This is a genomic window from Acinetobacter sp. Li1LvA2 (genome assembly GCF_056156705.1).
On the sequence record NZ_JBSICF010000001.1, the window covers coordinates 719859 to 742015 of the forward strand.

The 22157-nt window shown below is 40.2% G+C and carries 23 protein-coding genes; 10 read left to right on the plus strand and 13 right to left on the minus strand.

What is annotated here, in order from left to right; all coding sequences use genetic code 11:
* Window positions 1-4: 4 nt before the first annotated feature.
* Both ACS604_RS03340 and ACS604_RS03345 read right to left on the minus strand, forming a co-directional pair.
* Complete coding sequence (locus ACS604_RS03340) at window positions 5-598, minus strand: GNAT family N-acetyltransferase (RefSeq protein ID WP_109292114.1); 594 nt, start codon at window positions 596-598, stop codon at window positions 5-7.
* A 42-nt stretch (window positions 599-640) separates the two neighbouring features.
* Window positions 641-1276 carry an FMN-binding negative transcriptional regulator gene (locus ACS604_RS03345; protein ID WP_353154536.1) on the minus strand — a complete coding sequence of 212 codons (636 nt, stop codon included), beginning with the start codon at window positions 1274-1276 and terminating at the stop codon, window positions 641-643.
* Window positions 1277-1391: 115 nt separating this feature from the next.
* Between ACS604_RS03345 and pdxR the strand changes: the two genes are divergently transcribed.
* Window positions 1392-2882 (plus strand): MocR-like pyridoxine biosynthesis transcription factor PdxR, encoded by a 1491-nt coding sequence (pdxR, locus tag ACS604_RS03350; protein WP_474770001.1) that lies wholly within the window; start codon window positions 1392-1394, stop codon window positions 2880-2882.
* Between the two features lie 7 nt (window positions 2883-2889).
* Here the strand turns inward: pdxR and ACS604_RS03355 are convergent, their stop codons facing one another.
* Both ACS604_RS03355 and ACS604_RS03360 read right to left on the minus strand, forming a co-directional pair.
* Window positions 2890-3579: an LrgB family protein gene (locus tag ACS604_RS03355; RefSeq protein ID WP_206223122.1), complete on the minus strand. Its 690-nt coding sequence runs from the start codon at window positions 3577-3579 to the stop codon at window positions 2890-2892.
* Between the two features lie 11 nt (window positions 3580-3590).
* Window positions 3591-4022 (minus strand): CidA/LrgA family protein, encoded by a 432-nt coding sequence (locus tag ACS604_RS03360; protein ID WP_474770003.1) that lies wholly within the window; start codon window positions 4020-4022, stop codon window positions 3591-3593.
* Between the two features lie 110 nt (window positions 4023-4132).
* Here ACS604_RS03360 and ACS604_RS03365 point away from each other — a divergent pair, with 110 nt between their 5' ends.
* The 3 genes from ACS604_RS03365 to yghU all read left to right on the plus strand — a co-directional run bounded on the left by ACS604_RS03365 (window position 4133) and on the right by yghU (window position 6667).
* Window positions 4133-5038: a LysR family transcriptional regulator gene (locus ACS604_RS03365; RefSeq protein ID WP_474770004.1), complete on the plus strand. Its 906-nt coding sequence runs from the start codon at window positions 4133-4135 to the stop codon at window positions 5036-5038.
* Between the two features lie 120 nt (window positions 5039-5158).
* Window positions 5159-5785, plus strand: coding sequence for a glutathione transferase (yfcF, locus tag ACS604_RS03370; protein WP_474770005.1), 627 nt, complete (start codon window positions 5159-5161; stop codon window positions 5783-5785).
* A 33-nt stretch (window positions 5786-5818) separates the two neighbouring features.
* Entirely contained in the window at window positions 5819-6667 is an 849-nt protein-coding gene (gene yghU / locus ACS604_RS03375; RefSeq protein WP_474770007.1) for a glutathione-dependent disulfide-bond oxidoreductase, read from the plus strand.
* A gap of 67 nt (window positions 6668-6734) precedes the next feature.
* Here the strand turns inward: yghU and ACS604_RS03380 are convergent, their stop codons facing one another.
* Window positions 6735-7142 (minus strand): DUF2000 domain-containing protein, encoded by a 408-nt coding sequence (locus tag ACS604_RS03380; protein WP_004793001.1) that lies wholly within the window; start codon window positions 7140-7142, stop codon window positions 6735-6737.
* A gap of 154 nt (window positions 7143-7296) precedes the next feature.
* Between ACS604_RS03380 and ACS604_RS03385 the strand changes: the two genes are divergently transcribed.
* A complete protein-coding gene (locus tag ACS604_RS03385) occupies window positions 7297-7899 on the plus strand; it encodes a LysE family translocator (protein ID WP_474770009.1) in 603 nt (200 codons plus the stop codon).
* 47 nt (window positions 7900-7946) lie between these two features.
* Here ACS604_RS03385 and ACS604_RS03390 read toward each other — a convergent pair whose 3' ends face one another.
* Both ACS604_RS03390 and ACS604_RS03395 read right to left on the minus strand, forming a co-directional pair.
* On the minus strand, window positions 7947-8765 hold the full coding sequence (locus ACS604_RS03390) for an AraC family transcriptional regulator (RefSeq protein ID WP_312823720.1): 819 nt from the start codon (window positions 8763-8765) through the stop codon (window positions 7947-7949).
* A gap of 60 nt (window positions 8766-8825) precedes the next feature.
* A complete protein-coding gene (locus tag ACS604_RS03395) occupies window positions 8826-9728 on the minus strand; it encodes a LysR family transcriptional regulator (protein ID WP_474770011.1) in 903 nt (300 codons plus the stop codon).
* 125 nt (window positions 9729-9853) lie between these two features.
* On the opposite strand from ACS604_RS03395, the gene ACS604_RS03400 reads away from it, so the two are divergent.
* Window positions 9854-10591: an SDR family oxidoreductase gene (locus ACS604_RS03400; protein WP_174727067.1), complete on the plus strand. Its 738-nt coding sequence runs from the start codon at window positions 9854-9856 to the stop codon at window positions 10589-10591.
* A gap of 91 nt (window positions 10592-10682) precedes the next feature.
* On the opposite strand, the gene ACS604_RS03405 is transcribed toward ACS604_RS03400, so the two are convergent.
* Window positions 10683-11321, minus strand: coding sequence for a LysE family translocator (locus ACS604_RS03405; protein ID WP_174727063.1), 639 nt, complete (start codon window positions 11319-11321; stop codon window positions 10683-10685).
* Window positions 11322-11963, minus strand: coding sequence for an alanyl-tRNA editing protein (locus ACS604_RS03410; RefSeq protein WP_174727061.1), 642 nt, complete (start codon window positions 11961-11963; stop codon window positions 11322-11324).
* Between the two features lie 90 nt (window positions 11964-12053).
* On the opposite strand from ACS604_RS03410, the gene ACS604_RS03415 reads away from it, so the two are divergent.
* Window positions 12054-12989, plus strand: coding sequence for a LysR family transcriptional regulator (locus tag ACS604_RS03415; RefSeq protein ID WP_474770014.1), 936 nt, complete (start codon window positions 12054-12056; stop codon window positions 12987-12989).
* A gap of 134 nt (window positions 12990-13123) precedes the next feature.
* Here the strand turns inward: ACS604_RS03415 and ACS604_RS03420 are convergent, their stop codons facing one another.
* Window positions 13124-13408 (minus strand): GNAT family N-acetyltransferase, encoded by a 285-nt coding sequence (locus ACS604_RS03420; RefSeq protein WP_004642449.1) that lies wholly within the window; start codon window positions 13406-13408, stop codon window positions 13124-13126.
* Between the two features lie 261 nt (window positions 13409-13669).
* Here ACS604_RS03420 and ACS604_RS03425 point away from each other — a divergent pair, with 261 nt between their 5' ends.
* Window positions 13670-14875 (plus strand): MFS transporter, encoded by a 1206-nt coding sequence (locus tag ACS604_RS03425; protein ID WP_238611088.1) that lies wholly within the window; start codon window positions 13670-13672, stop codon window positions 14873-14875.
* On the opposite strand, the gene ACS604_RS03430 is transcribed toward ACS604_RS03425, so the two are convergent.
* A complete protein-coding gene (locus ACS604_RS03430) occupies window positions 14853-15743 on the minus strand; it encodes a LysR family transcriptional regulator (RefSeq protein ID WP_174738749.1) in 891 nt (296 codons plus the stop codon). The genes ACS604_RS03425 and ACS604_RS03430 overlap by 23 nt on opposite strands.
* A gap of 286 nt (window positions 15744-16029) precedes the next feature.
* Between ACS604_RS03430 and ACS604_RS03435 the strand changes: the two genes are divergently transcribed.
* Together ACS604_RS03435 and ACS604_RS03440 are read left to right on the plus strand one after the other, a co-directional pair.
* Window positions 16030-16506: a cyclophilin-like fold protein gene (locus ACS604_RS03435; protein ID WP_174727050.1), complete on the plus strand. Its 477-nt coding sequence runs from the start codon at window positions 16030-16032 to the stop codon at window positions 16504-16506.
* Between the two features lie 44 nt (window positions 16507-16550).
* On the plus strand, window positions 16551-17621 hold the full coding sequence (locus tag ACS604_RS03440) for an alpha/beta hydrolase (RefSeq protein ID WP_474770016.1): 1071 nt from the start codon (window positions 16551-16553) through the stop codon (window positions 17619-17621).
* Window positions 17622-17666: 45 nt separating this feature from the next.
* Here ACS604_RS03440 and ACS604_RS03445 read toward each other — a convergent pair whose 3' ends face one another.
* Window positions 17667-18626, minus strand: a complete 960-nt coding sequence (locus ACS604_RS03445; protein WP_312823700.1) for a response regulator transcription factor — start codon at window positions 18624-18626, stop codon at window positions 17667-17669.
* Entirely contained in the window at window positions 18623-22087 is a 3465-nt protein-coding gene (locus ACS604_RS03450) for a hybrid sensor histidine kinase/response regulator (RefSeq protein WP_474770018.1), read from the minus strand. Before ACS604_RS03450 ends, ACS604_RS03445 begins: the two co-directional genes overlap by 4 nt.
* Window positions 22088-22157 lie beyond the last annotated feature (70 nt).

Here is a 22157-nt window from a genome sequence, read left to right on the forward strand (position 1 = left end):
CCTTTTAGCGCGGTTTATTTAACATCCATTCCAGATTTTGGCGAACCGCAGGCCACTCATGTTTTAAAATGCTGTAAACGTGAGTGTCCCTCAAAATATCATCTTTCACAATTTGATGGCTTCTTAGCACACCGTCTAGCTTTGCACCCAAGCGTACAATCGCGGCTTGACTTTGAACATTTAAAGAAGATGTGCGTAACTCAACAGCAATACAGTTTAAAGTCTCAAATGCATGAGCCAACAATAGCTTTTTACATTCAGTATTTACAGGCGTACGTTGTGCAGACTTTCGATACCATGTTGAGCCAATTTCTACACGGCGATGAGCTTCTTCAATATGCATTAAAGTTGTCATGCCCAGCGCTCGCCCCGTTTTTCGGTCTTCAATATAAAATGGCAACATAGAGCCAGATTTTTGCAAATCAAGACGTCTTTCAATTTCAGCAGTCATCTGTTCAGGTCTTGGCACACGGGTATACCAAAGATTATAGAGTTCCCCATCGCAAACGGCCTCTTTGAGCGCTTCAGCTTGAGTTACATCGAGCGGCTTTAAAATAACGTGTTCACCCACTAACTCAACAGGTGTAGTCAAAGACATCTTTATCTCCTTAATTGATATTAAAGTTTTATATTTTCAAAATTATTTATTTAACTCAGCCACACTGTACATGGCATCGGCTATGGTTTGATGACCAGATTTAGATAGCCCATCTGCCGCGCCTAAAATGTCTCGGCGTTCTTTATTTTGCCCAAGTTTTGATTTCCCTTGCAGCTTGGTAATTTCAATTTCTATTCCCACAATCGCTTTTAACATTGGTTCAAGATAGTCCTTTGGTGCATCGGACATCTTCCATGGTTCAGGTTGAGATGCTTCGTGAGTACGGGTTAAACGAGCCACTACACCGCGGACGTAACGTTCATCATCTCGAATGGTCACTTTGCCATAAGCATGCACAACCCTATAGTTCCACGTCGGTACTTGTCTATGCTGTTCATGTTTGGATGGGTACCAGTTTGGTGAAATATAAGCTTCTCCTGCCTGAAACACGACGAGTACCTCATCTCCATTTTTAATATCCTGCCAAACAGAATTATTTCGTGACACATGGGCATGTAGCATGCCAAATTTCCCTTCCTTTGCCTGTAACTCGAATGGGAGATGATTTGCATCTAAACCATTGCTTCCATGAGTAAAAAGCACCCCAAATGGATATTCTGCAATAAGAGAATGCAACACATCTAACCGGTTTTCTGCAAAATCATCAGGGATATACATGGCTCAAGACCTCGCTGTAAATATCAGGATTATTTATATTTTGTGTTGTAAATTTTCTGGTTTATGTGGTTTATTAAAAAGGACCACTTTGTATTTTTTTAAGTAGACCAGAATTATGGCAAGAATGGCAAAAGTTGTTGAACTTCCGTCTATTGCAAAGATTGATAAAAGCCAAGGAAAGATTAGTGCTCAACTGACCCAAGCTTTGCGTGAAGCTGTACAAAGTGGTGATTTACAACCCGGCGATCCGTTGCCTTCTTCCCGTGAACTGGCTTTAACCTTAGGTGTCGCTCGCGGAACCATTATTGAAGCTTATGATCAGCTTTTAGCTGAAGGTGTGTTTGACTCTCAACCACGAAATGGCACTTACGTGTCTCATGCTTTGACTAAAAAAACTACACCGCAAAATTCTCAAAAAGAAACCACACCTAGCGCAATCCCTTTGACCAAATCGGCACGTTCTTATGCCAAAGTGCTTGATGAATTTAAGCCACTTCCTCATGTTCCTTTTGCGGTATCTGTCCCCGTCGGTCGGACCCAACCAAGTGATATCTGGCGTAAGTTTGGTAATAAATTTAGATCACGAGGTGCAGGAATTCCTTCAGGATATGGCGAACCTCAAGGCGTGCTATCACTCAGAATTGCTATAGCAGATTATGTACGCCGATCACGCTCTGTTCACTGCGAACCTGAACAAATTGTAATTACTCCCGGCATTCAACAGTCACTTTATATTTGCAGCCAGATTTTATTTGAAGCAAAAGATGAAGTTTGGGTTGAAGATCCAGCTTATCGGGGGACCACAGCCATTTTTGAGCATGCCGTACAAAATATTCGTATGGTTCGTGTTCCTGTCGATGAAGAAGGCATTCAGGTTGAAACTGGCATTAAGCTTGCAAAACATGCACGTGCTGCTTTTGTGACGCCATCTCATCAATACCCACTTGGTATGCCAATGAGTCTAGCAAGACGTACTGCTTTATTGGCGTGGGCAAAACAGCAAAATGCATGGATCATTGAAGATGACTATGACAGTGAACTTCGTTATAACGGTCAGCCCTTCCCATCTTTACAAGGCTTGGCACCCGACCAAGTGATTTATCTGGGTACTTTCAGCAAAGTTCTATTTCCGTCACTTAGACTTGGCTATGCAGTGTTGCCTAAAGAATTAGTGGCACCTTTTTGTGGACTTAGAGTGTTAATTGATCGGCACCCACCTGCTGCCGACCAACACGTTTTGGCTGCTTTTATTCAAGAGGGTTATTTAGAGCGGCATATTCGACGTACTCGAAATGTTTACGCAGAAGTCCGAGAATATATTATTGGTTTGATTGAACAATACATCCCTCAAGAACTGGCTTGGTTACAGCCGGGCGATCAAGGCATGCATATGGTGTTATGGCTTGCTCAGCATATTAATGATATTGAAGTTGCAAGCTCGGCAGTCGATGCAGGCATTGCCATTAAAGCAATTTCACCGACATTTTCAAAAGAACAACAACGTCCGGGGTTAATTGTTGGCTTAGGCGATTTTGAACCCGAACTGATGAGACAAGCCATCAAAAAACTATCAAAGATTATTCAACAACATGACAAGCCGACTTAGACAAAGCCTACAACAGCAACCATAGATGAATCGCAAATGGCCCAATCAATACCATTAAAATACCAGCAATAACCATGGTTAAACTCGCAATTACACCTTCTTCACTATTGCGCTGCTGTGCTCTAACTGTACCAAAACCGTGGGCTGCATTACCAAAGGCTGCCCCATTGGCTACATTAGAACGGATTTTAGTAATCGCTAAAATCGCATCGCCGCAAATCATACCGACCAAACCCGTAATAACGGTAAATAGTGAAACCAATGCTGCCGAACCGTGAATATCTTCCGCTAAAATCATGGCAAATGGTGTTGAAATAGAACGGGCCATCAAACTGTTGGTGACTTCAGGGCTAAAGTGAAACCACTGTGCCATTTCATAGGCAGACATTACGCCTACACTCATGCCCACAATAATTGCAATCGAAAGAACCCCGAGATTTTTACGAATCGTTTCCCGATAGCGATAAATCGGTACAGCGAAAGCAACCGTTGCAGGCCCTAATAAATTAACAATCCACTGCGTATCTTCTGCATAAGTTTGATATGAAATTCCAAAAATCGTCATCAAAATAATGGTAAGCACAGGCACACTAATCGCGGGTGATAACCAAAGTTTTGGATTTTTCTGATAGATTTTCTTTGCCACAACATAGGCTGCCAAAGTCCAGATCAGACAAAGAATTGACCAAATATTCATGTCATTTTCTCTTAGATATGCTTATGTTGAAGACGTTTTCGAGTATGCAAATAAGCTTTCAAACGATTGTAATAGTGAATCGTCAGGCACGTACTGAGCATGACCGAAATGGTCCCAACCGCAATGCTCAAGACAATTTGCCAGCCTTCGGTCATAAACAAGGTTTTATACTGAACTACGGCAACTACAACGGGCACAAAAAACAGTAACAGTTCACCTAAAACAACAGTTGCTCCCATTGCCACCTGATCCATTTTGAGAATTTTAAAGAACAGGCATAAAAGCAATAAAAACATCCCTAAAATGCCTGCCGACACAGGTACGCCGAGTTTTTGATGTAAGAGATATCCGCCCCACCAAAATCCAGCCAAAATCAAAATTTGTTTAACTAACACGAATAGTGAAGGTTGTGTGGGTGTGCCAGAAGCAGATTCAGTACTCATTTTTCGAAATTAAATGGTTAACTACATCATTATGCTATCTTGGTTAAACCTGCTAAATATGAATTATTCATGTTAATATCATTCCAAAATGGAATAATCTATTCTTTATTATGCTTTCTCTAAAATCATTACAGTGCTTCGCTACACTGGTAAAAACTAAAAGTTTTACCCGTACTGCTGAAGAGTTGTATCTGACTCAGCCCACTATTAGTAAAATATTACAACAACTCGAAGAGCAGCTTCAGGTACAGCTTTTGGTTAAACCTGATCACGGTCGAAAAAGACAAATCGAGCTAACGGAAATTGGAGAGCGCATTTATCAACATGCACTCGAGCTTCTTCAGGCAGAACAGAACATCTTTCTTGAGATAGAAAATTATCAACAATTAAAAACAGGGACTTTAAAACTTGGCGTTCCACCTTTAGGTTCGCAGCTTCTAACGACTGCCCTGTTTGATTATCACCAACAGTGGCCTGATATTGAATTGGCTTTTATGGAAGTGGGTTCACGCGGTATTGAACAAGCTTTACTCAACAATGAGCTAGACGTTGGTGTTTTATTGCAGCCTTTTGATACGCAAATTTTCAATAGCATTGAGCTATGTAACTACCCTTTAATGGTCCTTTTACGTCGGGATGCCACTTGGGCAACCCGTAAAAAAATAAATCTAGAAGAGCTACAACACCAATCATTTTTAATGTTTCCTGAAAATTTCTCTTTAAACAGTATTATTCTCGATGCATGTAAGCAGCATGGTTTCTATCCGACCATTGCGTGTCGTACTAGCCAATGGCATCTTCTGGCAGACATGGTGTTACAACGTATGGGAATCGCGCTTCTTCCTCAATATTATACCGACATGCTTGACCCTAGTTTATTTGCAGCAGTACCACTCGAAAAACCAAATATTCAATGGCACTTAGTGATGGCTTGGAAAAAGAATCTTCCTGTCTCACCAGCGGTACAGGCTTGGCTGAGTATTGTCCGTCAACATTTTCAACACATTAAGCCCTAACTTTGAACACTGAAATGGCTTAATTCAAAAACTGATAAAGCTTTTCCACAAAAAAGCTACCCAATCTTGGATCAGCTCACTTAGACTAGATCCGATTGTTTTATGACATGGACAATAATAATGAATAATGAACGTTTTAAGCTGTACACAGATTCACAATTTCTAAGCCCCTATGCGTTTACAGTTTTTGTAGGGCTACATGAAAAACAAATTCCATTTGAAATAGCGACCATCAACTTATGCCAGCAAGGCCAGTTTGAAAAATCTTATGTAGCAAAGTCATTAACTGCCAAAGTGCCTGTACTTGAGCATAACGATTTTGCCTTATCAGAATCATCTGCCATTTTGGAATATCTTGAAGAGCTTTATCCAAACACATCTATTTATCCAAAAGATATTCAAGCACGCGCAAGAGCAAGACAAATTCAGGCATGGCTCCGATCAGACTTAGTGGCACTAAGAACTGAGCGTCCAACCGATGTTATTTTTATTCAGCCCACCTCCACTCCACTTTCAGAAGAAGGCAAAAAAGCAGCCGAGAAACTTTTCTTTGTTGCAGAAAAACTTCTTGCGTCTGATGCTGAATTTCTTTTTGGTTCAAGGAGCATTGTGGATGCTGAACTTGCCCTAATGTTACAACGTCTTATTCAAAATGGTGATGCTGTACCAGAACGTTTAAAAAACTATGCATTACAGCAATGGCAACGCCCGAGCGTACAAAAATGGCTTGCATTGCGACATAACTAAACCCTTATATTTCAACCAAACATGAGATAAAAAATGAGTGATTCAAACTATATTCCTCCACAAGTTTGGCAATGGACTGGAGAAAAAACCGATTTAAACCAGCCGACCTCAGGCGCTCGCTACGAGCATACACTTCCTGTAGGGAAACATCCGCTTCAGCTCTATTCTTTAGCAACGCCTAATGGTCAAAAAGTTACTATTTTGCTTGAAGAGCTTTTAGCATTAGGACATCAAGATGCTGAATATGATGCTTGGCTAATTAAAATTGGTGAAGGACAGCAATTTGGCAGTGGCTTTATAGAAATTAATCCAAACTCTAAAATTCCAGCATTGGTTGACCATAGCCAGAACCCGCCATTAAGAGTGTTTGAGTCTGGTTCAATTTTGCTTTACTTGGCTGAAAAGTTTAAAGCTTTCATTCCAACAGATATTGCTGCACGTACTGAATGTCTTAACTGGTTATTCTGGCAAATGGGCAGTGCGCCATATTTAGGCGGTGGTTTTGGGCATTTTTATGCCTATGCCCCTGTTAAAATTGAATATGCAATTAATCGCTTCGCCATGGAAACAAAACGCTTACTTGATGTGTTAGATCAACATCTAGCAAAACATGAATACTTGGCAGGCTCTGAATACACCATCGCGGATATTGCTGCATTCCCTTGGTATGGTGGTCTTGTTAAAAACTGGGTCTATAACGGCGCGGAGTTTTTAGGTGTCGATCAATATAAAAATGTTCAACGTTGGGCAGATGCGATTTTAGCGCGCCCAGCGGTTCAACGCGGTCGTATGGTCAATCGTACTTTTGGCGATTTAGCTACACAGTTGCATGAACGCCATGATGCCAGCGACTTTGAGACCAAGACTCAAGATAAAGTTTAATTTTCATTTTTAAACAAAACCCACTTTTGCTCAAACAGTGGGTTTTATCGTTCTTTCAATAAAAATCTTATTGATGTAAAGAAAGTCCCTTTATTGCTTTATCAACTGCCTTTTTAGGTCCTCTTAACGCCACTCCGACCAAATTTAATTGATTCGCATCGTCAGCCAAAAATACAGCCCGATTATCCTCATCATTTCCTGTAGAAAACATGGCATGGACATAGGGAATAATCGTTAAATCTTGCTCAATTGCTTTCCGATGCGCTTTTTGTAGCCCTGATAAATCTCCCTCAAATACCAACATCGGCTGCCCTAGCATGTTTCCATACTCATAGCCATTCGCATCGATATAAGGTTTACCCAACATTTCAGGTACAGCAGAGGCAATGCCCGTTGCTAAAAAAGCCACCACATTTAATCTCTGCCATGTCGCAAGATCATTACGGACAATCAGCGCAATTTTTGTATCAAACATAAACCCCTATCCTGAGTCATAACTTTAGGTCGCTCATCATGACTCACTCAGATTTTTCTAGTCTTGTACGTTTGTGCAGAAGCCATCACAAACGTACAAGACCCTAAATTTACGAGCCACTATGCTGGGTTGTTTTTGTTTCAGTAGATACGTTATGGAAATCTTTTTTTATACCTTAAGTGTGATGTATAGCCCCGGGCCAGTAAATTTTATGGGACTAAACGCTGGGCTAACAGGACAATTCAAAAGAACAATTTATTTTTTTATGGGTGTTGGCTCTGCCATGTTGATGTTATTCATGATTTTTGGATATATCGGCGCAGCGATCATTCCACAAAATGCCCTGCACTATATTGCTTTGTTCGGTGCACTTTATACCTTTTATCTTTCATATCAAATGCTAAAGACAGATATCGATATTTGTGATGAAACCACTGAAGTTCAGACCTTGTCTTTCTGGAATGGCTTTTGGATACAAGCCTTAAATCCGAAAGGGATATTAGTTATTTTGCCTGTTACAACAATTATGTACCCAACAGCACATATTACTGGCATTCACATATTTTTGGTTTCTTTGCTCATTTCGATTGGAGCAGCAGGTGCGCCCTGTCTTTACTCTTGGGCAGGTGTAGTGTTAGGTAAAAAAATTAAAAATAAAATTTGGTTTAATCGTATAAACCAAGCCATGGGATTGATGCTAATCATTTCCGGAATATTTATGTTTTATGATTTTTTGAAAGGCATGAATCTAATTTAAGATAAAGGCTATGTCAGCCTAAACAGGCTGGCTTTTAAATAACTTGTTTAAGAAGAGAGCTTATTGATCATCCGCCATCGGGCTGGAGTCAATCCAAATGCTTTTAGAAAATGACGTGTCATGTGGCTTTGATCAAAAAATCCTGCAATCAATGAAGCTTGAGTTAAGGACTCTCCATACATTAAACAGGACTTCACAACTTCCAGCCTACGCATAGTCATATATCGATGTGGACTTGTACCAAATAATAGTCGGAAGTCCCTAGAAAGACTCCAACGGTCTCGCCCAACATTTTTCTCAATATCATCTAAAGAGATATTTTCATATAAAGAGGCATGTATAAATTCTCTGGCACGCTCCGCAGCAACATAGTCATAAGAATGGGAAGCTCGCACATTTTTGCCAGAAACTTCATAAAGTGTGGTTGCCAAATCATAGAGAGCATCTTGATTTTCTAAAGGGTCGATATGTTGATCCATACCTTGTAATAAAACATCCGTTGCCTTAAATAATCGAGGGTCATGACTCAAACCATTCTCAAAAAATGGTAAAGGCTTACCCTTCATAATTTCCTGCAATGTCTCAGGTTTTACGTACACCATCCGGTATCTAAAACCTTCACGCGTACCTGACTCTCCATCATGTTTTTCATCAGGATGTAAAACCATCGTCATACCCGGCTGGCTATGTTTCATCTCTCCACGGTAATGAAAGCTTTGAACACCTGTTAATGTTCGACCAATGGCAAAAGTATCGTGGCGATGCGACTCATAAGCATGATCGGTAAAAAAGGCTTCAATTCGTTCGAGACTATTCGGGTCAGAATTTCTAACAATCCAATCATTTGCATGGGGTAATTCAATCACATATTCACCAAAATTTTATATGTGCTAGAGAGCATTCTATCTATACGTTATACGCTATCGTTATTTTGAAAAATAGCCTGTATATAACTCATTCAGCCAAGCGACAAAAACGCGTACACGTGGCGAGAGCTGCCTGTGCTGCGGATATAGAGTAGAAACTGACATCTTCGGGATTTGCCATTCAGATAAAACCTCAACCAGTTGCCCGTCTTTTAACTCATTCGCCACATGATAGCGCGGGACCTGAATTAAACCTGCCCCACGTAAAGCAGATAATACATAGTTTTCAGCATCATTTACCGCGATCCAACTTTTCAAAAAATAATCTTGTTTTTTGCCATTCACCATCAATTCGAATGGATAATTTCGCCCGCCTGATGTCGAGAAGAAATTAACACAATAATGTGATAACAACTCTTCTGGTTGCAAAGGTGTTCCATGTTTATTTAGATAGTCAGGACTTGCACAAATGACTTGTGGCATATCGACCAAATGCCTAGCAATTAAAGTGGAATCATCCAAACGTCCTGCTCTCACCACACAGTCTATCCCTTCCCTAATCAGATCAACCAAACGATCACCCGTACTAATTACAAGTTCAATATCGGGATATAACTCGTGAAATTGATCGATATTGGGTAAAACAATTTTAGTCGCATGTGCGCCTGATAAATCGACACGTAGTAAACCACGAGGCTGTGCAATTACATTGCGTAAAGATGATTCTGCATCATCGAGTTCCGATAATATTTGTGTACAACGCTCATAAAATGCCTGCCCATCTAGTGATGGTCTTACATGCCGAGTCGTCCGCTCTAGCAAACGACACTCTAAATTATTCTCTAACTCTTTAATGGCATTACTTGCTGTAGCACGTGGGATATTTAGCTGATCGGCTGCCTGACTAAAACTACCCAGCTCTACGATGCGGGTAAAAAGTTGCAATGTATCAAATTTATCCATAGTGCTCGCTTTTAACCCTATCTATTATTAATGAATATGGAATTATCTTATCCAATTATGAAGATTTATCCCATATTTCTATATTATTAAAATAAGCCATACCTACTCAAACAGGCAATCTAAAAATGAATATTTCAAATAAGACAGCTCTTGTTACTGGTGCTTCACGCGGTATTGGTCGTGCTATTGCTGAACGCTTAGCTCAAGATGGCTTTTATGTGATTGTTAACTATGCAGGCAATAAGGTTCATGCCCAAGCAACTGTAGATCATATTATTGAGCAAGGTGGTCAAGCCTCTGCCATTAAAGCCGATGTTGCAAATGAACATGATGTCAGCCGTTTATTTCAGCAGGCAAAAGCCATTAATGGTCAATTAGATGTCGTGGTTCATAGCGCAGGGATTATGCCTATGGCAAAAATTACACCTGAAGCCCTGCCTGATTTCGATAAAGTAATTCATACCAATTTACGGGGTGCATTTTTAATATTGGCACATGCAGCCGAAACAGTGCCGGATGGTGGCCGAATTATTATGCTTTCAACCAGTGTAATTGCTAAATCTTTTCCAGCATATGGCCCCTATATTGCATCCAAAGCAGGTGTGGAAGGCTTGGTACATGTGTTAGCAAATGAGTTACGCGGCCGAAATATTACTGTAAATGCAGTTGCGCCTGGTCCAACAGGTACTGACCTTTTTTACAATGGAAAAACTGATGAACAAGTGGCCACGATTGCAAAACTTGCCCCATTGGAAAGAATTGGAACACCTGAAGAAATTGCCAGTGTAGTTGCCATGCTAGCTGGCCCAGATGGCCGTTGGATAAATTCACAAGTCATTCGAGTAAATGGTGGATTTGCTTAATTTTTTTAAATTAAATTTAATCTAAGTTTGGAATATGTAAAGTATATTCCAAACTTATAAATGGCTATGATGTGAAACGTAACAAGTCTAATTAGAGAAATAATTCCCAAATCAATCTCAATGCAATCCCAATTAATAAAACTCCCATCACTCGCTCAAAATAAACTCCAAACTCTAAAAAACGTTTACGTACAATAGGCTGTGCAAACAGCACACTCACCACCATAAACCAAATAGCATTAACCATACACATCCACACTCCATAAAAAACCTGAACTTTCATCGGTGTGGTGGTACTTACAATCGTTGTAAAAATTGCCAGAAAAAAGATGGTAGCTTTCGGATTTAATGCATTAGTTAAGAAACCCATCGTAAAAGCTTTAAACAAACTTGGAGCATCACTATCAGTTTGGTTATTGATCTCAAGATTTGTATTCGGCTGGCTACGTAAACACTGCCAACCCAAATAAATCAAATAAGCTGCTCCCGCTGTTCTGATCAGTGACATGAGCCATTCGCTTTGCTGGATTAAAAAACCGATCCCAACCAGTGTATAAAACACATGAACCGAAATTCCGACACCAATACCAATTGCAGTCAGACATCCAACTAAGTAGCCATAGCGCACACTTTGTCGGACCGTAATTACAAAATCTGGTCCCGGTAAAATAACAGCCAAAAAATGAATAAGAGCTAAAGTTAAAAACTCATGTCCATACAACTGCCACATCTATTCAATCTCCTCAGCTACGCTATAACTAACACTTAGTTTTCCTTTCTTAAACTGATAAGATTGAATATCTATAGGGCCAATATCCCCTAATGCTGCGACATGAGTTCCACCACATGGAAATGCAGGAAAATCTCCAAAATTAATTTCACGAAAACCATCAGCATGTTGATGCAGATTGGCGGGAACATTAGCTTGAATATATTGAGAACATTTGTTCTGAAGCATTTCAGCATCAAGTTGTTCAACCGTGTCTAGAGGAATAAACTGAACCCTAGCATCATTAGGCCAGTGCTGAGCCTTTGTGGCTTGCCAGCCGAATAAATGCATTACATGGGCAATAAGATGCCCAGCCGAATGTAATCGACTATGATAATGGCGTTTCTTTTCATCGACTTGTGCGAATGCCGCTCCTAACCCAACAGGCTGTGTGCAATAATGAATGATTTCCCCTTGTTCAATCCCAACATGAACAACATCTGCCTCTGCAATTTTTCCCGTATCACTTGGCTGTCCACCACCTTGAGGATGAAATGGTGTTGCGGATAAACGCACTGCAAAACGTCCATCTTCACATGGGTTACACGCTAGAATTTCAATCTCAGCACTTAGTACACCTTTTAAATACAATGCTTGTGTCATACTTTTTCACACACCCCTTAAGATGAAAAAGATTGTATTGCGATTTCTTAGGCGCGATAATCCAATTAAAATCCAAATAACTTTTGCCTCATGAGCACAAATCAAAGTCTGGTTCTATTAAATGAAATGGCGACTTTCGTTAAGGTTGTCGAATCGGAAAGTTTTTCTGAAACTGCAAGGCAGCTTGGTACCACACCTTCTGCTATTAGTCGTGCTATTGCTCGTTTAGAACGTGCACTAGGCACCCGACTACTCTATCGAACCACGCGAAAGCTTCGTTTGAGTGAAAGTGGGCAACAGGTCTATCAACGCTGTTTAGATATGGTGAATGCGGCTCAAGCTGTTATGGAAAGTTCAGGCCAATTTCATGTCGAACCCGAAGGTGTCATTCGCATGAGCGTTCCAAAAGCTGTGGGTCATTTTATGATTCATCCGCATTTACCTGAATTTTTAGAACGCTACCCAAAAATTGATATTCAAATGCTTTTAGAAGATCGTTATGTAGATCTCATTGATGATGGAGTCGATTTAGCACTTCGAATTACAGAGCAACCACCAGGTGGCCTTATGGGTAGAAAGCTCATTGATATTGATCACTTGGTTTGTGCCACACCTGAGTATTTGGCAAAACATGGCACACCGAGTCATCCTCATGATTTAAAGCAGCATGAATGTATTTACTTGGGTGAACAAACCAGTGATTCAAAATGGAAATTCCAACAAGGAAATAAATCCATAAGTGTTGCGGTACGTGGCCGTTATGCTGCAAACCATACGGGTGTGCGTTTGAGTGCAGCATTACAGCATTTAGGGGTTGCGAGCTTACCGTATTTTGTAGCCCGTCATGCCCTACAAGAAGGGAGCTTAGTTCAGGTTTTGCCCAACTGGGATTTTAAGACCTATTACAGCGGAGGGCTTTGGTTACTCTACCCTCCTACACGGCATGTCCCGCCGAAATTAAGTGTATTAATTCAATATTTGGCGGATAAATTAGCAGTAGAGCCAACGTTATTGAAAATAAAGTAAAAATATTTCTGTAGTTAATTTAGTTAAAATCATCTGCAAATTGTAAAATAACTCAATAGATTACCACCTAGCAAAATCCATAAAAAATCGGACAACAAGGCCCGATTTTTATTTAATTATTTTTAATCTATTGCTTACTTTCTAAGTACATCACCAATACTTGGATCTTTATCAAATACCGATTTAGCATATGGGCAAAGCGGAATTACTTTTACGTCTTTCTCACGAACAAAAGCCACCAAAGCATCAAGTAATTGGCGACCTACCCCTTGTCCCCGATAATTTTCATTTACATCTGTGGCATCAATAATCAGCATGCCTTCGCCTGCCCATGTATAAGTCATTTCACCCGCAACGGTTTCACCATCAAGCAAGCTAAAGCTGCCGTGTTTCGTATCATCTTTTTGTTGAATATTCACAATGAATTCCTCGTATTACGACTCATATTTATTTAAAAATGACTTTGTTTATCTTTGACTATAAGAACAAATTTAAGTGTAAAAAAATAGCCTGTTTTTAGCAGTGAGTCTGTATGCTTTTTAAATACAATTCATGCATAAAACTCATAATTCTATTCGTAATTCTGTGCCTAATCCTTTCAAACTATTGCTGTTAAGCTCTCTGGCCAAATTGATTCATTTCTTACATGAACATTCAAAGGTTTTAAAATCGGAACTTTTATGTCTTCTTTTCGTCAAATTGAGCAGAACTTACAGGAAAACAATACACCCGCATGGGGTGCCGTATTTGTAATGTCACTCTGCTGTTCAGTATTAATTGCTTCGGAGTTCATGCCCGTCAGTTTACTCACGCCAATCTCTACAGATTTAAATATGAGTGAAGGCCAAGTCGGTCAAGCTATTGCCATTTCAGGCATTTTCGCTGTTATTACCAGTCTATCAATTAGCCGTGTTTTTAAAACATGGGACCGACGCCCTATCATGCTGTTGCTTACCCTACTCATGATTGTTTCAGGCATTATCATTACATTTGCTCATTCTGCTGTCTTATTTATGTTGGGCCGTGCAATTTTAGGTGTGGTGATTGGTGGTTTTTGGGCGATGTCGACATCAATTGTTATGCGACTCGTTCCTCCACTTTCAGTACCTAAAGCACTCGGTTTGTTAAATGGCGGAAATGCCTTAGCGACAACCATTGCTGCGCCTTTAGGCAGTTTCCTAGGCTCAATCATTGGTTGGCGTGGTGCTTTTTTCTGTATTGTGCCAATTGCGGTTTTTGCGCTTATTTGGCAATTTAAAAGTATGCCGGCTCTTCCAGCAATCTTGTCAGTTGAGAAATCTAAAAACCCTTTTGGCCTGCTTAAACGTCCCATTGTCCTGTACGGTATGTTAGGTGTTTTATTGCTCTTTATGGGGCAATTCGCACTCTTTACCTATTTACGTCCATTTTTAGAAACTGTCACTCATGTCAATGCAGCCCAACTATCTACCTTATTATTAATATTAGGTGTTACAGGCTTAGTGGGTACGTTCCTTATTAGTTTGATGCTTCACCGACATGTTTATCGTTACCTCATCATCATTCCCTTCATCATGGCAGGCATTGCGGGAGCCTTTGTGATGGGTGGTCAGCATATATGGTTCGTTGCCATATTGATGGGTTTATGGGGATTTATTGGAACGTCGGTACCTGTTGCTTGGAATACTTGGCTGGCTCAAACATTACATCAAGATGCCGAAGTTGGCGGCGGTTTAATGGTTGCCATTATTCAGTTTGCAATTACTTTGGGAGCAACGCTAGGCGGCGTGTTATATGACACACATGGCTATACCGTGACATTTTATTTGAGCGCTATTATTTTATTGTTAGGGTCTATAACTGCTTTTCTTACATGGCGTAATGCTACTCACGCAACACATCAATAACCAATCTTAATGCAGGTGAAAGTTGTCTGCGATGTGGGTAGTACAAATGGTATCCGGGAAACTGGATACTGTACTCTTCCAAAACTTGAATCAGATTACCCTCTTTTAGATCTTCTCGAATCAAATCTTCTGGAATATAAGCAAGTCCAAATCCAGCTCTAACCGCCTCGACGATATCGTAGCTTTCATTAAATATCCATTGACCCTGAATTTTGATTTTTGTTTCTTGACCATCTTTGACAAATTCCCATGCATAAACACTGCCTTGGGTTGTTAAACGAAAGCCAATACATTGATGACTCAATAAATCTTTCGGTGTTTGTGGAATTCCATATTTTTCAAAATATGCCGGAGTTGCTATGACCACCATTTTGACATCTGGGCTTATACGTACTGCAATCATGCCATCAGCTACGCGGCTTCCGAAACGAACCCCTGCATCAAACCGCTCTGCAACAATATCGACCATTCCACTATTGGCAGTTAGTTCAACTTGTACATCTGGATACTCACCTGCAATCTTTTTAAGTTTTGGAATCAATACTTCCCGTATTGCATGACTACTGGCATTAATCCGAACCGTGCCGGCAGGTTGGTCTCGAAATGAAGTTAATAGAGATAATTCATTATCAATCTGATCGAAGCTGGCACTAATGGTTTGTTTCAACCTTTCACCTGCTGCTGTTGGTGAAACACTACGGGTGGTTCGAGTCAAAAGTAACATGCCTAATCGCTCTTCTAAACCGCGAATGGTATGGCTTAGAGCAGATTGTGAAATTCCCATTTTCCCAGCAGCCTTAGTAAAACTACCCTCGCGAGCCACCATGAGAAAGGCATAAAGATCATTATAGTTTTCTTTATTTATCATCTGCTTTATCTCTTATTCAGGGTCAATCTCATTATAGAGCATAAAACCATTCATGAATATTGCTCATAAGTCCATGTTTGTTTTTTAGACTAATTATTAAAAAGAAGATTCGTTAAAATCCATATCAAGCAGTAAACATGAAGATTTAAATAAACTGAGGCGATTATTATGAGTCATTTTTATTATTGTAAAAAATTAATAAATTCCACTCATATCTTTACGTTAAAGAATAAATAGTTTCATCGCATTTATGTGCTTGTTTCTTAAAGAAGTGAGGTAATTTGATATGGCTAATCATAAGTTTTTTAAAGGCTTAGTCAGCCTATGTGTTTTGTTCTCAGTTACTTCCGCCTCTTATGCAATAAAGCCTCAAGGTAAAAATCAACAAAGGGTATCGATGATGAAAATCCGTATTGATATTGATGGAACACAGCAACCATTATTTGCCACATTAGCCATGACACCTACTGTTCAAGATTTTATCAAACAGCTTCCACTGACATTAACACTTAAAGATTATGACTCTACTGAAAAAATAGCCGATCTACCCGCCAAGCTAACTACGCAGAATGCGCCTCATGGTTATGCGGGCAAGGCTGGTGATCTTACCTATTATGCTCCGTGGGGCAATCTGGCTTTTTTCTATAAAGATTCTCATGTTGGCTATGCCAATGGTCTCATTTTTCTTGGGAAACTGGATGCCATTCCTCAACAATTTAAGCAGAACCAACCGATCAAAATTTCAATTTCTCAAATGAAATAAGCGTGAATTAATCTCCCCCTTTAAATGGTTTTATTGAGGTATCTATGACTACATCTCCCTTGTTTAAAAAGCTTAAAACCCATACGGCGGCTGCAATTTGTGCAGCAACTATTGGTCTATTTTCTTCAACTTCTGGTATGGCGGCCGATATGTCTAATGGTGCAAATAACTTCTATCAAAGTCAGCAAGTGACTATTCAAAAGGTGACTTTTAAAAATCAATACAATATGGATATTGTCGGCAATCTGGTTATTCCCAAAAAACTGAATAAAAAGGTTAAAGCCCCTACGATTGTAATTGGTCATCCTATGGGTGCTGTCAAAGAACAAAGCTCTATGCTTTATGCACAAAAACTGGCTGAACAGGGTTTTGTAACCTTAGCAATTGATCAATCATTTTGGGGTGAAAGCTCGGGCCAACCAAGAAATGTGGTTGCACCAGACATTTATGCAGAAGCGTTTAGTGCCGCTGTAGATTATTTGGGAACACAATCCTTTATTGATCGTGAACATATTGGCGCCCTGGGTATTTGTGGAAGTGGAAGTTTTGTCATTAGTGCTGCAAAAATTGATCCGCGTATGAAAGCGATAGCAACTGTCAGCATGTATGATATGGGCGCAGCAAACCGCAATGGCTTACGTCACTCACAAACCCTAGAGCAAAGAAAGCAAATTATTGCAGAAGCCGCTGCACAGCGTTATGTTGAATTTACAGGCGGTGAGAAAAAATATACTAGCGGCACTACGCATCAGTTAACAGCAGATACACACCCTATTCAACGCGAATTTTATGACTTTTATCGTACTCCACGTGGAGAATATACGCCTAAAGGATCATCAAGAGATCTTACAACACATCCAACTTTCACAAGTAATGTGAAATTTTTAAACTTCTATCCATTTAACGACATTGAAACGATTTCACCACGTCCAATGTTGTTTATTACAGGTGATCAGGCTCATTCAAAAGAGTTCAGTGAAGAAGCTTATAAACTCGCAGGCCAACCTAAAGAGCTTTACTACGTTAAAGGCGCTGGACATGTTGATTTATATGATCGGACCGATCTCATTCCATTTGATAAATTGACCAGTTTCTTTAAACAGAACTTGAAGTAAGAAAAGTGATAGAGGCTCGATGGGGCCTCTATTTTTTAAACTAACTTAATGAAACTCTTGCACCAAACTATTAATATGTGCCACGGCAGCGGTTCGGTTTTCAACGCAAAGTTTTTCAAAAACATGTTCTAAATGTTTGTTTACCGTCCGTGGACTCAGCTCCAAAATTTCCGCAATATCTTTATTGGTTTTCCCTAACAACAACCAGTGCATGACTTCTGCTTCACGCTGAGTCAATTGTGGGCAATATTTCAAAATATCAGCCATTTCCAAAGCTGGCGTAGATGTCTTGATTTGTATCAGATAATTTTTTGCCACACTTGATTCAGTTTGCCACGGCGTAAGCAATAAAAGCTGTAATTGTTGAGATGGCGTTGAATAAGAACAGCTGGTTAATTTTTTTGGGTCTTTTTCATGTTCCAAGTCTGAAAACCAAGCTTTTAAACCTGCCTCAAAACCATCAATTTCAGGCAAATATTGATTCAATAAATCACTGGCTTTTTGGGTTTTCCACACAATTTTGCCTTGAACATCTAGCGCGAGAATTGCCGTTTCCGTTGCATCAATCACCTGTTTTTGTTGCTGCAACAGTTTGGCATGGGCCAAATGAGTTTTTACCCTTGCTAATACTTCTTCAATATTGAGTGGTTTAGTTACGTAGTCCACCCCACCGACCTGAAAACCACGCACAATATGTTCTGTTTCCGATAAGCCTGTCATAAAAATGACTGGAATAAACTGTGTAATCGGACTTGCTTTAAGCTGTATACAACTTTCAAAGCCATCCATATGTGGCATATTGCCATCGAGTAAAATCATATCCGGTAAGCATCGGTGTGCTATTTCAATTGCACTCAACCCATCGGTTGTGACAAGCACGCGATAACCTGCCTGATCCAGACTTTCATGTAACAAGCCCAGATTTTCTGGCACATCATCCACAATCAGAATAACAGCCTGCTCGTTTGGCGAAGCTTGCTGAAAAGAAACATGTTGCGTACTCATTGCTTATCCTGAATTAATCTTTGGGCGTGTTTTAAATCAAACTTTTGAATAGCCTGTTCAAGCTGCTCCCATAACTCATCATGCACCGGAAAATTTTGACGGCATTGCGTTAAAGTCTGTTGAATTCCTCGAATGTACCCCTGTCCAATTAAATCATTTAACTGTTGCAAGGTTTGAGGCAAATCGAGCAGATCATTATTTTCCAGTTGTTTAATTGGCGTATGAATAGTGGCTTGCTTTTGCCTAGACACCTCTACATCCAGTGCTTGAACTTCATTATTTTCAAGATGTGCATCTGATTTGGAATCAATCCAAACTAAACCTAACTTGTCTCCAATTTTACTCAGCAACAAATTGAGATCGATCGGTTTTAACATAAAGTCTTCACTTAAGACGGCATCTTGTGGATTGACTTCGCGCTCGCCTGCATTAGCGGAAATAATTAAGATCGGCACATTGGTAATATTATTCTGACGCAATAATCGCGCCGTTTCCCAACCGCCCATCAAAGGCATATTTAAATCCATCAAAATCAGGTTAGGTTGAAAAATAGGTACTCGTCTTAGACAGTCAATGCCCGACTCGGCTTCTTCAATCATAAATCCTAAAGGTTTTAGAAAATTAGCGACTAAACCTCGGTCCACCGCCTCATTATCGACAACCAAAATTCGTTTTCGGTCGCCTTGATAGCCTGTAATTTGGTTGGAGTAAACATTAGAAATCGGATGAACTACTTCTTTTGAAGGTAAATAAAACTTAATCTTAAACTGTGACCCCTGATTGAGCTGACTACTCACAGATAGCTGCCCACCAAGTAAATCGACCAATAATTTTACAATAGGTAGTCCTAGCCCTGTTCCAGTAAATCCGCCTTGAACCACATTACTGCCCCGTTCAAACGGGTTAAAGATTCGTTCTAAATCTGCCTCGGCAATACCACAGCCCGTATCTCTAATTTCAAAATAAGCCGTCTGAAAACGGTACTCGACCTTCAAAGTAATTGTGCCGCTCATCGTAAACTTTAAAGCATTGCCCAGCAAATTGATGAGCACTTGCTCTAAGCGTTTTTTGTCAGTACGAACATAGTGCGGTAGGTTCTCTCCAATTTCATAAACAAACTGTAAATTCTTATGTTCAAACTGTGGCTGAAACATTTGAATAATCTGTTCTATAAAATTGGGGAAATGAACATCCACTACATTTAAAGAAATTTTGCCCGTTTCAATTCGGGCTAAATCTAGTAAACCATCAATGAGAGAAGTCAGATGCTGACCACTACGGCTAATCACACCGAGCGCCATTTTGCCTTGTTCTGAAAGCTGCTCTTGTTTTTGAAGTAATTGGCTATAGCCTAAAATACTATTTAGAGGTGTTCTTAGTTCGTGGCTAATTCCAATGACATAACGACTTTTTGCATCATTTGCCCGCTCTGCCGAAATTATGGCATCTTGCAGGTCTTTTGAAGTGACTTCATGGGCAGCAATTTCATCAATCAATAATGCTGTTTGCTGGTGTGTCTCAATTTCAGCATTACGACGGCTTTCATCGTTTAGCACTAACCACCATGCGGCAACACTCATCAATAAAAATAAAATAGTGTAAATTTTCACAAACAGCGTAAATAACTGAGGAACGGCTGCGGCATTAATGGTTTCTAAGTAGGTTTTTTCTTGGATATAAACCAGACTTAAACTCACTGCCAAAACAATAGACAGCCCTAGAGTCAATAATAAATATAAACTAACCCTGCTATTTAAACGACTAGCCCAACGTTCAGGTAAATAGTGCCAGATGGCTTTTTTAAGTTGTACCGACCAACGTGCATCGGGTTTACATAAATCATGGCAGCGTGCTTCAAGTGAACAGCATAACGAGCAAATCGTACCGTTATAGGCTGGGCAGCCCGCCATATCAGCAAGTTCATAGTCCCGTTCACACACGACACAGTTAGCAACCGAAGTCGCCTGAATTTTTTCAGGCTGGCGTGCAATGTAATATTTGCCTTTGGTTAAGTAAGCAATGATAGGAACGCATAACACAGCACTCCCCAAAGCAATAAAACTTGCCAATCCTTTTGCCATCAGTCCGAAAAATCCCAAATAACTGAGCATCGATAACACTGAGGCAATCAGTAAGGTGCCTACACCTACGGGGTTAATGTCATATAAATAAGCACGGCGAAATTCAATTCCCTTCGGGCTTAAACCTAAAGGCTTACAAATAATTAAATCGGCAACCACGGCACCAATCCATGCCAAAGCGATATTGCTATATAGCCCCAAAATTCGTTCAACGGCGTGGCTAATGCCCATTTCCATCAAAACAATGGCAATAAAAACGTTAAAAAGAAGCCAGACAATCCGCCCCGGATGGCTATGCGTCAAACGGGCAAAAAAGTTTGACCATGCCAATGAACCAGCGTAGGCATTGGTCATATTAATTTTAATTTGGGCCACGCAGACCAGTGCCAGAGTCAAGATTAAAGCAAGCTGTGGATTTGGAATAAATTGTTGATAGGCCACCCAATACAGATAAGTTGGGTTATCCAGTTCAGAAGCAGGAATAAAAAGTTGAAAAGCCAGAACCATGAGCAGCATGCCCATTAAAACTTTTAGAAATCCAAAAATAATCCAAGATGGACCACCTAAAAAAACAGCAAAACGCCACGCAGTTCTATTTTTTTCTTGTTGCGGTAAAAAACGTAAATAGTCGGCCTGCTCACCAATTTGGATCACAAATGAAAAAATAAGAGTGCACGCCGCACCAAAGTAATACAGATTAAAGTCGGTTGAATTTGAAACTGCACCAACAAAATGCAGGCTACTACTTAAAATTTGTGGCTGTTTCCAAAGTACAAAAACCCACGGTAATAACAGTAACGAGAGCCAGATTGGCTGCGTGATTGCCTGAACTTTATTAATAAAACCAATACCTTTGACCACTAAAGGTAAAATCACTAAGGCAGAAATTAAGTAACCAATAACTTGAGGAATACCCAAGGCAAGCTCAAGTGCCATCGCCATAATTGCGGCTTCAAACGCAAGCAAAATAAAGGTAAAGCTGGCATAAATTAGAGATGTAATGGTCGAGCCAATGTAGCCAAAACCTGCACCACGAGTAAGCAAATCGACGTCTACATTATATTTTGCGGCGTAATAACTAATCGGCCAACTCGTTAAAAATATGATGGTACATACGACAATGGCTGCCCACACCGCATTGCTAAAGCCATACTGCCAAAGCATGGTCGCCCCAATAGCTTCCATTGCCAAAAAGCTAACTGTAGAAATTGCAGTATTGGTCACTGTCCAAGGTGACCATTTACGTACCGAGGTCGGCGCATAGCGTAGCGCATAATCTTCGATACTTTCATCGGCCACCCAAATATTATATTCACGGCGTGTTTTAATCACACGTTGTGGCGCTTGTTGGGGGCGTGAAGAATCTGGCATAACACTCATGTTTTGGATGGGGCTGCGTTAAACCCAGCAATCCTTATGCCAAAAGTCACTTATCATGGCGATTTTCTCG

Excerpts from the sequence above, each read along its gene's own strand:
- ACS604_RS03340 (WP_109292114.1), bottom strand. The coding sequence starts at position 598 with ATGTCTTTGACTACACCTGTTGAGTTAGTGGGTGAACACGTTATTTTA.
- ACS604_RS03345 (WP_353154536.1), bottom strand. The coding sequence starts at position 1,276 with ATGTATATCCCTGATGATTTTGCAGAAAACCGGTTAGATGTGTTGCAT.
- pdxR (WP_474770001.1), top strand. The coding sequence starts at position 1,392 with ATGGCAAGAATGGCAAAAGTTGTTGAACTTCCGTCTATTGCAAAGATT.
- ACS604_RS03355 (WP_206223122.1), bottom strand. The coding sequence starts at position 3,579 with ATGAATATTTGGTCAATTCTTTGTCTGATCTGGACTTTGGCAGCCTAT.
- ACS604_RS03360 (WP_474770003.1), bottom strand. The coding sequence starts at position 4,022 with ATGAGTACTGAATCTGCTTCTGGCACACCCACACAACCTTCACTATTC.
- ACS604_RS03365 (WP_474770004.1), top strand. The coding sequence starts at position 4,133 with ATGCTTTCTCTAAAATCATTACAGTGCTTCGCTACACTGGTAAAAACT.
- yfcF (WP_474770005.1), top strand. The coding sequence starts at position 5,159 with ATGAATAATGAACGTTTTAAGCTGTACACAGATTCACAATTTCTAAGC.
- yghU (WP_474770007.1), top strand. The coding sequence starts at position 5,819 with ATGAGTGATTCAAACTATATTCCTCCACAAGTTTGGCAATGGACTGGA.
- ACS604_RS03380 (WP_004793001.1), bottom strand. The coding sequence starts at position 7,142 with ATGTTTGATACAAAAATTGCGCTGATTGTCCGTAATGATCTTGCGACA.
- ACS604_RS03385 (WP_474770009.1), top strand. The coding sequence starts at position 7,297 with ATGGAAATCTTTTTTTATACCTTAAGTGTGATGTATAGCCCCGGGCCA.
- ACS604_RS03395 (WP_474770011.1), bottom strand. The coding sequence starts at position 9,728 with ATGGATAAATTTGATACATTGCAACTTTTTACCCGCATCGTAGAGCTG.
- ACS604_RS03400 (WP_174727067.1), top strand. The coding sequence starts at position 9,854 with ATGAATATTTCAAATAAGACAGCTCTTGTTACTGGTGCTTCACGCGGT.
- ACS604_RS03405 (WP_174727063.1), bottom strand. The coding sequence starts at position 11,321 with ATGTGGCAGTTGTATGGACATGAGTTTTTAACTTTAGCTCTTATTCAT.
- ACS604_RS03410 (WP_174727061.1), bottom strand. The coding sequence starts at position 11,963 with ATGACACAAGCATTGTATTTAAAAGGTGTACTAAGTGCTGAGATTGAA.
- ACS604_RS03415 (WP_474770014.1), top strand. The coding sequence starts at position 12,054 with ATGAGCACAAATCAAAGTCTGGTTCTATTAAATGAAATGGCGACTTTC.
- ACS604_RS03425 (WP_238611088.1), top strand. The coding sequence starts at position 13,670 with ATGTCTTCTTTTCGTCAAATTGAGCAGAACTTACAGGAAAACAATACA.
- ACS604_RS03430 (WP_174738749.1), bottom strand. The coding sequence starts at position 15,743 with ATGATAAATAAAGAAAACTATAATGATCTTTATGCCTTTCTCATGGTG.
- ACS604_RS03435 (WP_174727050.1), top strand. The coding sequence starts at position 16,030 with ATGGCTAATCATAAGTTTTTTAAAGGCTTAGTCAGCCTATGTGTTTTG.
- ACS604_RS03440 (WP_474770016.1), top strand. The coding sequence starts at position 16,551 with ATGACTACATCTCCCTTGTTTAAAAAGCTTAAAACCCATACGGCGGCT.
- ACS604_RS03445 (WP_312823700.1), bottom strand. The coding sequence starts at position 18,626 with ATGAGTACGCAACATGTTTCTTTTCAGCAAGCTTCGCCAAACGAGCAG.
- ACS604_RS03450 (WP_474770018.1), bottom strand. The coding sequence starts at position 22,087 with ATGAGTGTTATGCCAGATTCTTCACGCCCCCAACAAGCGCCACAACGT.